The organism is Globicatella sanguinis NBRC 15551, from assembly GCF_001552295.1.
In the GTDB taxonomy this organism is placed as follows: Bacteria; Bacillota; Bacilli; order Lactobacillales; family Aerococcaceae; genus Globicatella; species Globicatella sanguinis.
This window is the reverse complement of record NZ_BCQX01000087.1, coordinates 1-10063: the sequence shown is the minus strand read 5'-3', so window position 1 is coordinate 10063 and position 10063 is coordinate 1. Positions and strand designations below refer to the sequence as shown.

Annotated in this window: 9 protein-coding genes and 2 tRNA genes; all 11 read left to right on the top strand. The window is 34.8% G+C overall.

The window, feature by feature from the left end; genetic code table 11:
• The first annotated feature begins 23 nt into the window (after positions 1-23).
• Positions 24-94: transfer RNA gene (locus GSA01S_RS07660), tRNA-Cys, on the top strand.
• 8 nt (positions 95-102) lie between these two features.
• A tRNA-Leu gene (locus GSA01S_RS07655) sits at positions 103-187 on the top strand.
• 331 nt (positions 188-518) lie between these two features.
• The gene (gene purR, locus GSA01S_RS07650) at positions 519-1358 is read left to right on the top strand and encodes a pur operon repressor (protein WP_245631301.1); all 840 of its coding nucleotides are present in this window, start codon (positions 519-521) and stop codon (positions 1356-1358) included.
• A gap of 76 nt (positions 1359-1434) precedes the next feature.
• Positions 1435-2829: a bifunctional UDP-N-acetylglucosamine diphosphorylase/glucosamine-1-phosphate N-acetyltransferase GlmU gene (glmU, locus tag GSA01S_RS07645; RefSeq protein ID WP_066126336.1), complete on the top strand. Its 1395-nt coding sequence runs from the start codon at positions 1435-1437 to the stop codon at positions 2827-2829.
• Between the two features lie 15 nt (positions 2830-2844).
• On the top strand, positions 2845-3828 hold the full coding sequence (locus GSA01S_RS07640; RefSeq protein ID WP_245631300.1) for a ribose-phosphate diphosphokinase: 984 nt from the start codon (positions 2845-2847) through the stop codon (positions 3826-3828).
• A gap of 202 nt (positions 3829-4030) precedes the next feature.
• Complete coding sequence (locus GSA01S_RS07635) at positions 4031-5518, top strand: nicotinate phosphoribosyltransferase (RefSeq protein WP_174519406.1); 1488 nt, start codon at positions 4031-4033, stop codon at positions 5516-5518.
• The gene (gene nadE / locus GSA01S_RS07630) at positions 5518-6348 is read left to right on the top strand and encodes an NAD(+) synthase (protein ID WP_066126333.1); all 831 of its coding nucleotides are present in this window, start codon (positions 5518-5520) and stop codon (positions 6346-6348) included. Before GSA01S_RS07635 ends, nadE begins: the two co-directional genes overlap by 1 nt.
• Before the next feature lie 26 nt (positions 6349-6374).
• Positions 6375-7412 carry an MraY family glycosyltransferase gene (locus GSA01S_RS07625; protein ID WP_066126331.1) on the top strand — a complete coding sequence of 346 codons (1038 nt, stop codon included), beginning with the start codon at positions 6375-6377 and terminating at the stop codon, positions 7410-7412.
• 14 nt (positions 7413-7426) lie between these two features.
• A complete protein-coding gene (locus GSA01S_RS07620) occupies positions 7427-8299 on the top strand; it encodes a DegV family protein (RefSeq protein ID WP_066126329.1) in 873 nt (290 codons plus the stop codon).
• 10 nt (positions 8300-8309) lie between these two features.
• On the top strand, positions 8310-8960 hold the full coding sequence (locus tag GSA01S_RS07615; protein ID WP_066126327.1) for a YigZ family protein: 651 nt from the start codon (positions 8310-8312) through the stop codon (positions 8958-8960).
• 14 nt (positions 8961-8974) lie between these two features.
• A complete protein-coding gene (locus tag GSA01S_RS07610) occupies positions 8975-9850 on the top strand; it encodes a DegV family protein (RefSeq protein WP_066126325.1) in 876 nt (291 codons plus the stop codon).
• Positions 9851-10063 lie beyond the last annotated feature (213 nt).

The following is a 10063-nucleotide window of genomic DNA, read 5'->3' as shown; positions in this document are numbered from 1 at the left end:
AGAAGAATAGCTATACAAGATATGGCGGTATAGCCAAGTGGTAAGGCATTGGTCTGCAAAACCTCGATCACCGGTTCAAATCCGGTTACCGCCTTACAATTAGCCCGGTGTGGCGGAATTGGCAGACGCGCTGGACTCAAAATCCTGTGCCTTCACGGGCGTGTCGGTTCGACCCCGGCCACCGGCATATTTTTATAAATACATCAGTTTGAAGACCTTAGTTGCCTTATGGTGCTAAGGTTTTTTGTGGTTCTATAATTTTTAGTGTTGGTGCAGGAACCATTACCGCTATTTTTACGCCTCTTTGTCAAATGGTGTGGTCTTTAATTTAAACTTTGGATTCTTTGACGAATGAGTCTTATTGTAATAATAATGACGCACTTGACGATTGTTCAAGTGTTTTTTACTTATTAAAACTTCCTTAATTTTGTTGTTTTTCACGAACATTAACAATTATTTGCTAGCTATCATTTGTTTTTTTGCTATAATAGATTTATTAAGAGACTGGAGGTTTTTTTATGGCTACAATGTCGAATAAAATGAAACGCAATCAGAGGATTGTATACATTAGTCAATTTTTTGTGACTCATCCAAATGAATTAATTGGGTTATCCTATTTTTCTGATTATTTTAACTCTGCTAAATCTTCCATCAGTGAAGACATTGATTTTGTTAGAGGGATTTTTGAAGAAACAGAGATTGGTGTCATTGAAACAATAGCGGGTGTGCAAGGCGGCATGATTTTTAGACCAGCTTATTCAGACGTTAAGACAAATGAATTAATGGATGAAATTCGTCAAAGATTAACCGAAGGAAAAAGAATTTTACCCGGAAATTATGTATATTTGGCCGATTTATTACAAGATCCGAGGTTATTAGATAATATTGCGAAACTAATTGCTGTTAAATATCAAAAGGAAGAGATTGATGCTGTTGTAACGATTGAAACTAAAGGAATTGGGCTTTGTGTAGCAGTTGCTAAATATTTAAATGTTCCACATGTAGTTGTTCGTAGAAGTTCTTCTGAGATGGACGGTTCTACTATTTCTGTTAACTATGTGTCAGGGTCTCATCAAAGAGTTTCTAAAATGGAACTTTCAAAAGTTAGTTTAAAAGCAGGAAGTAAAGTGTTAATCATTGATGACTTTCTACGAAATGGTGGAACAATGATTGGATTAATGAACTTAATTGAAGAATTTGATTGTAAAACTGTTGGTATTTGCGTGTTTGTTGAGAGTACGTATCGAGACCATGAACCCATTCCGGATTATGACTCTTTATTAAAGGTCGAGATCGTTTATAATAAAGAAGAATCACGTTTTGAACTTCAATCAGAACTAGGAACTTTTTTTGAGTAAATGCAGTTTTTTTATCAATATTCTGTTCTCGTTGTGCTATAATTAGGTGGTAAGAAATACACAGAGGAGTGTTTTGATGGAAAATCGTTTAGCTGTTATTCTAGCAGCCGGAAAAGGAACCAGGATGAAGTCAAAATTATACAAAGTATTGCATCCAGTATGTGGCTTATCGATGGTGGAACATGTGGTAAATTCAGTAAAATCATCGGGTGTAGATGAAATTGTTACAATTGTTGGCCATGGTGCTGAAACAGTTAAAGAAGTTTTAGGTGAACAATCTAAGTACGCATTGCAAGAGGAACAATTAGGAACGGGTCACGCGGTCCTACAAGCTAAAGATTTAATTGGTGATTTAGACGGACAAACATTGGTTATTTGTGGCGATACGCCGTTACTTTCAAGTGACACTTTAAATTATCTATTTAAATATCATTCGGAAAACCAAGCAAGTGCAACTATTTTAACAGCTATTGCTGAAGATCCAACGGGTTATGGGCGTGTCGTACGTTCTACGAATGAAGATGTTGAAAAAATTGTCGAACAAAAAGACGCTTCAGAATCAGAATTAAAAATTACAGAAATCAATACAGGTACTTACGTTTTTGATAATAAAGCCTTATTTAAAGCTCTATCAAATGTCAAAAATGATAATGCCCAAGGTGAATATTATTTACCAGATGTGATTGAATTGATTAAGGCTGAAGGCGGTAAAATTTCCGCTTATATTATGGATGATATGTCAGAAGCATTAGGGGTCAATGATCGTGTTGCTCTATCTCAAGCGAATAAATTAATGACAAAACGTATTAATTTAGAGCATATGCGCAATGGTGTCACCATCGTGAACCCAGCAACTACCTTTATTGAAGCAAGTGTTAAAATCGGCAACGATACCATTATTGAACCAGGTGTAATGTTAAAAGGCAATACCATTATCGGTTCTGATTGTTTGATAGGTGCTAATAGTGAAATCGTAGATAGTGAAATTGCAGATAATGTCGAAATTACTCAATCAGTTATTGAAAAATCAGTCGTTTCAGAAGGCGTGACGATTGGACCGTTTGCTCATCTTCGTCCAAACAGTAAGTTGGATAAAAATGTACATATTGGAAACTTTGTAGAAGTAAAAAATAGTACGATTGGTGAAGGAACCAAAGCAGGCCATTTAACTTATATTGGGGATGCTGATTTAGAAGAAAATATTAATGTGGGATGCGGTACCATTTTTGTGAATTATGATGGTAAACATAAACATCGTTCGCATGTTGGAAAAGATGCCTTTATTGGATGCAATGCGAATATTGTTTCACCTGTTAATATTGGCGAAAAAGTATTTGTTGCGGCCGGCACAACGGTAATCAAAGATGTTGAATCAGAATCATTAGTCATTTCAAGATCTGAACAAAAAAATATTCCAGGCTATTGGGAAAAATTACAAAAAAAAAAGCGTCAGAAAATAGATCAAAATTAAATGGAGGTTCATTTCGTGACAAAAGTACATTATAAAGATCCAAAGTTGAAGATTTTTTCATTAAGTTCAAATAGACCCTTAGCAGAAAAAATTGCAGAAGAAGTAGGAATTGAATTAGGACAATTAACAATTTCTCATTTTTCTGACGGTGAAATTAAAGTAAATATTGAAGAAAGTGTTCGTGGGGATCATGTTTATATCGTCCAATCGACTTCATTCCCTGTAAGTGATCATTTAATGGAATTAATGATTATGATTGATGCTTTACGTCGTGCAAGTGCAAAAACAATTAATATTGTGATTCCTTATTATGGATATGCGAGACAAGACCGCAAAGCCCAATCAAGAGAGCCGATTACAGCTAAGTTAGTAGCGAATATGTTGACGATGGCCGGAGCTTCTCGTATTTTAGCATTAGACTTGCATGCAGCTCAAATTCAAGGGTTCTTTGATATTCCAGTAGACCATTTAATGGGAGCACCTTTATTAGCGAATTATTTCTTAGAAAATAATTTACATGGGGATGATTGCGTAGTCGTTTCCCCTGACCATGGTGGTGTTACTCGCGCTAGAAAATTAGCAGAATTTTTAAAATCTCCGATTGCGATTATTGATAAACGCCGTCCACGTCCAAATGTTGCGGAAATCATGAATATCGTTGGGGATGTTGAAGGAAAAAAATGTATTATTATTGATGATATGATTGATACAGCTGGAACGATTACTTTAGCCGCTAATGCCTTAAAAGAAAAAGGTGCTAAAGAAGTTTATATTTGTTGTACTCACGCTATTTTATCAGGCAATGCAAAAGAAAAATTAGAAGCAGCGCCAGTTGAAAAAGTGATTATTACCGATTCAATTGTCTTACCGGAAGAAAAGAAAATTGATAAAATTGAAATTATTTCCGTTAGTCAGTTAGTGGGAGAAGCCATTCGTCGAATCCATGAAAATCGTTCTGTCAGTCCATTATTTAGCGAAAAATTCAATATTTTGGATTAATTTGAGTTAAATAGTTAATCCATTAATAAAACCTTTCAAACCAATTTACGAAGTTTGAAAGGTTTTTTCGGTGCGCCCAGCAAGGCTTTCTCTATAGAAACTAAGGCTCTTCATGGAACTTGACTAATTAGATGTGGTATAATGAACAAAAGTAAAAGTCAAAATAAAGATTAAATTGACGTTAATAATGAAGGAGTATATTATGTTTAATTATACGGATGATAGTTTATCATTACATACTGACCTATATCAAATAAATATGTTAAAAACGTATTGGGATGACAATACAGCTGATCGACAAGCGGTATTTGAAGCCTATTTTAGAAAAAATCCTTTTGAAAATGGATATGCTGTTTTTGCAGGATTAGAACGAATCGTTCAATATTTAAGTAATTTGCGTTTTTCAAAAACTGATATTGAATATTTAGAAAGCTTAGACTTATATCCACAGGAATTTTTAGACTATTTACGTGATTTCAAATTTACTTGTACCGTGAGAAGTTTGGTTGAAGGAGAACTATGTTTTGCAAACGAACCTTTAATTCAAATTGAAGGGCCTTTAGGTCAATGTCAAATCGTTGAAACTGCGATACTCAATATTTTAAATTTCCAAACATTGATTGCCACTAAAGCCTCTCGTATGCGTAGTGTGATTGGTGAGAATGATAAGTTATCAGAATTTGGAACCCGTCGTGCTCAAGAAATGGAAGCAGCTATTTGGGGCACGCGCGCTGCTTATATTGGAGGGTTTGATTCTACTAGTAATGTTCGTGCTGGAAAATTATTCGGTATTCCTGTTTCCGGTACTCACGCTCATTCTTTAGTACAAGCCTATCGTGATGAATATACTGCATTTAAAAAATATGCTGAATCACATAAAAATGTTGTATTTTTAGTGGATACTTATGATACATTACGTTCAGGTGTACCCACTGCTATCCGTGTAGCACGTGAAATGGGTGATAAAATTAATTTCTTAGGAGTTCGAATTGACTCTGGTGACATGGCTTATCAATCAAAAAAAATTCGTGAACAATTAGATGAGGCAGGTTTCCCAGATGCTCACATTATTGCTTCTAATGATTTAGATGAAAAAACGATTCTTAACTTAAGAATGCAAGGGGCAAAAATTGATGATTGGGGTGTTGGGACTAAAATTATTACTGCTTTCGATCAACCTTCACTAGGAGCGGTATATAAATTAGTCAGCATTGAGGATGAAAATGGTGAAATGGTACCAACAATGAAAATTTCAAGTAATGCTGAAAAAATGTCGACTCCAGGTGTGAAACAAGTTTGGCGTATTACACGTAATCGTGATGGCAAATCCGAAGGTGATTATGTTGCTTTAATTGATGAACGTCCCGATTTATTAGATGAACTTTTTATGTTCCATCCGGTACATACATATATCAATAAGACAGTTAAAGACTTTACTGCTAAGCCATTATTAGTTGAGGTCTTTAAAAAGGGTGAGTTAGTATATGAAGTTCCTTCATTATCTGAAGTGAAAGACTACGCTAATAAATCGATTAATGCATTATGGGATGAATACAAACGGATTTTAAACCCTGAACAATATCCGGTAGACTTATCTCAAAAATTATATGATGAAAAAATGGCAAGTATTAAAGACATTCGTTCAAAAATCGACAGTCAAGTTAAAAAAATGGAAAAAGGTGATCAATAATGCGTCCTTTACAACAGGAAATTATTAGCGCTTTGCATGTTGCTCCTACGATCGATCCAAAGCAAGAAGTAAGACGTACCATTGATTTCTTAAAAGAATATTTAATGGCACATCCATTTTTAAAAACTTATGTTTTAGGAATTAGTGGTGGACAAGATTCAAGTCTAGCCGGTCGTTTAGCTCAATTAGCGATAGAAGAAATCAGAGCAGAAACCGGTGATCAAAGTTATCAATTTATAGCAGTTCGTCTACCTTATGGAGTTCAAAATGATGAAGCGGATGCTATAGCGGCGCTTGAATTCATTCAACCTGATCAAATAATGACTATTAATATTAAAGAGAGCACTGATGCGATGGTTAAAGCATTGGAAATGAATCCATTAGAGATTAGTGATTACAATAAAGGAAATATTAAAGCTCGTCAAAGAATGATTGTCCAGTATGCGATTGCCGGACAAATGGCTGGGGCTGTGATTGGTACCGATCATGCCGCGGAGGCCGTAACCGGTTTTTATACCAAATTTGGCGATGGTGCCGCTGATATCACACCATTATGGCGCTTAACTAAAGGCCAAGGACGAGAATTAATGAAAGAACTTCAGTCACCAGAACGATTATATTTAAAAGTTCCTACAGCGGATTTAGAAGAAAATAAACCGATGATTGCTGATGAAGTGGCTTTAGGAGTAACGTATCAAGCCATTGATGATTATTTAACGGGTAAAGAAGTATCAGAACAAGACGCAGAAACAATCGAAAAATGGTACCTTAAATCGCAACATAAACGTCATTTACCTATTACCATTTTCGATGATTTTTGGAAAAATTAATAAGTTGGTAGAAAGGAGACAGTGAGATGCTAAGCCAAATAGGAACGGCCTTCTTACAAGTAACTCTTTTATCTTTTGTACTAACAGCTGTACTATTACATATTGCTAAAAGAAAAAAGTGGCTCGATAAGGATCCACATCAAATTCAAGAGAGTCAAAAAAAAGTTGCCAGTTATGGTGGGATTGCCATATTTTTAAGTTTTTGGATCGGGTCTATTTTCACAATACCTCAATTATTATCGTCAAGTAATCAATTTTGGTTGTTCATTGCCTCGATTGTCATCCTAATCGTGGGGATTATTGATGATACGATTGAATTAAATCCGATACAAAAAACTATCGGGATTCTATTAGCTGCGAATCTATTGTATTTTAAAGCAGGCATTGAATTTTCTTCTGCATTATTACCTGAAGCGAGTCCTTTATTTTTTGAAATATTATCCTATTCTGCTACTATTATGTGGATTTATGCGGTGACCAATGCGGTAAATCTGATTGATGGCGTTGATGGTTTAGCTTGCTCAGTATCCATTGTCAGTTTAATTACCTTAATTATTACGACTTACTTTTTTAGTTTGTCCATTAGAATGGCATTTCTGACAATGTTAATCTTATTAACAGGTGCTATTTTAGGTTTTTTACCTTTTAATTGGGTACCGGCAAGAATCTATTTAGGGGATACTGGGGCTTTATTTATTGGCTTCATGTATGCTGCTTTATCGGTTTCAAATTTGAAAAATGCTAGTTTATTTTCATTAATAGTACCTGTTTTAATCTATATGGTTCCATTGTTTGATGCAAGTTATGCGATGATGAGACGATTCTTAACGAATAAACCGATTGGTCAAGCCGATCGCGAGCATTTACATCATCGATTGTTAAGATTCGGTTTTTCAAAGAGACAAGTGGTTTTATCAATGATTTGTATCACGATTATCTTTTCTTTAATTGCAATCTTTTCACATATCTGGCCTAATTATCGTGTAATTTGGTTAATCGTAACCGGAATCATTTTAATCATTTTAATGGTAACAATGAATAAATTATCTAAACAAAATAAATAGGAAAGGATGATAGAATGAAAATAGCTTATATTGTAGACAGTACGGCTGGATTAAAAGACGAATTAAAACAACATCCAGATGTTTATGTTTTAAATTTAACGATTAATTTTGCCAATGGCGATGTGTATGAGGATTCAACAGAAAATTCAAAAGTAAAAGCTTTTTATCAACGTTTAAAAGAAGAAACTCAATTACCCACTACTGCGCAACCGTCACCTGGTGAATACTACCAATTAATGGATCAATTAATAGCAAATAATTACCAAGCAGTCATTGTGATTAATTTGTCTAGTCAGTTAAGCGGCACTTTTCAAACATCGCAAATGGTTTTAAATGAATATTCAGATCGTTTAATGGTCACAGCGATTGATTCAAAAGGCACTTCTGTTGTAATTGAGAATATGTTAGAACAGGCGTTAGAGATGCAAAATATGGGGCTTACTTTTGAAGAGATTAATGAAAAATTAAATTGGCTAGCTGAAGAATCTCATATTTATATGGTCATTGAAGATTTGAATAACCTAGTAAAATCAGGACGCTTATCATCTGCCAATGCTTTTTTAGGGTCCTTACTGCAAATAAAACCATTATTAGAATTTACTGATACGGGAGCAGTTCAAGTAATCGAAAAAATTAGAACAGAGAAGAAAGTTTATAAGCGTTGGGAAGAAATTGTTGAAAATGCATTGCAAAAGTTTCCTAATGGCATTCATTTAAGATTTGCTCATGGAGACGCTTATGAAGCGGTCGCAGCTGTTCAAGAAACAATGAAAAAGAAATTTCCTCAAATAAAATCCTTTGGCATAGGTTATTTGACACCAGTAGTAGGCGTACACGGTGGAAATGGTGTCAAAGGAATGGCAATAATTCCTGTTGCAACTCATTAGGAGGGATCAATTGTCCGAGAATTTTCGTACTATTTTAAAAGAATTTGTTTCTGAAATGGAAATAAAAAAATCACGCTTTATAACTTATTTGGTCCCTGTTAAGACTGAGGCCGAAGTTGAAGAAAAATTGAAAACTATTCGTAAAGAACATCATAAAGCGAATCATCACTGTTCAGCCTTTGTAATAGGGGAAGATTTTTCCATTCAAAGAATGAGTGATGATGGCGAACCTAGTGGCACAGCGGGCGTACCAATGTTAGAGGTGCTAAAGCATCATCAATTAACCAATATATTGGCTGTGGTAGTTCGCTATTTTGGAGGTATCAAATTAGGGACTGGCGGATTAATTCGAGCTTATGGTAATTCAGTGAGTGAAGCTTTAAAAGAGGCAGAAATCGTCGCTAATATTAGTCAGATGCGGATTTCTTTAATTATTGGTTATCCTTCAGTAGATACTTTTAATTATTTTCTCAATAAAACCGAGCATCCTATCACTATCCTTGATACAATATATACCGACCAAGTCAATTATCAATTAGCTGTTAATATCGAAAGTGCAAAAACAGTAGAAGAAGAGTTAATTTCATTATTTAATGGACAACTGACTTGGGAAAAAATTGGTGAAGACACGGTCTATATTCCAATAAAAAATAAATCATAAAGAGGAGGTAATCAATGAAAACTGCATTAATTGTCGATAGTGTAGGCTATCTGTCTGAAGAATTAAATTCACTATCAAATGTTTATACAATTGATTTAACAGTTAATTTTAGTGATGGCACTGTCATCAGTGATACCTGTGAACCAGCACAATTAAAATTATTCTATGATCGTTTAAGTAAAGAAACTCAACTACCTACCACCTCTCAACCACAAGTAGGTAAATATTATGAGTTGCTTGATCACTTAGTAGCTGAGGGATATCAAACCGTTTTTTGTATTCATTTATCAGCAGGGATTAGTGGTACTTATCAAACCGCGGTAATGGTTACCAGTGAGTATCAAGATAAAATACAAGCCTATTGTATTGATTCCAAGGGAGCTTCTGTGACGATGGAAGGTCTAGTAAGAGCGGCTTTAAAAATGATTGATCAAGGAGAAGACTCTTCACTTATTGCGAATAAATTAAATTGGTTGGCTAATGAAAGTCGTATTTATTTAATGGTTGAAGATTTAACCAACTTAGTAAAAGGTGGCCGATTAACTGCCACAAGTGCCCTCTTAGGTGGTGTATTACAAATACGACCATTACTCTATTTTGATCAAGAGGGTAAAATTGTTTTGTTTGAAAAAATTAGAACCAATAAACGAGTGTTTAAGCGGTGGTCTGAATTAGTTCAAGAAGCAATCGACAAATATCCGAAAGGGATTAGTATTGCTTTTGCGCATGGAGACGCGTATGACGAAATTAAAAAGGTTGAAATGCAAATTGTTGCTGAGCATCCAGGAATCACCTCTTCGGTTTCAGCTTTGGGACCTGTAGTGGGAACTCATACAGGACGAGGAACAAAAGGTATTGCCATTATTCCAAATATTGAAAATTATTTATAATATATATTATAGCGCTGAATTAACATCATAATTTCTAGTGCTCTTTCTATCCTCGTCATAGTAAACGACTCATGATTTTCATATACAAGCTGTCAGCTAAGGAAACCTCGGTATTAATACCTAGGAGGAATTAGCGAAATAGACAGCTCTTTTTGTTGATTTTACTAGGTTATCGTTAATGTTTTCACTAAATAGATGGTATAATGTATTTAA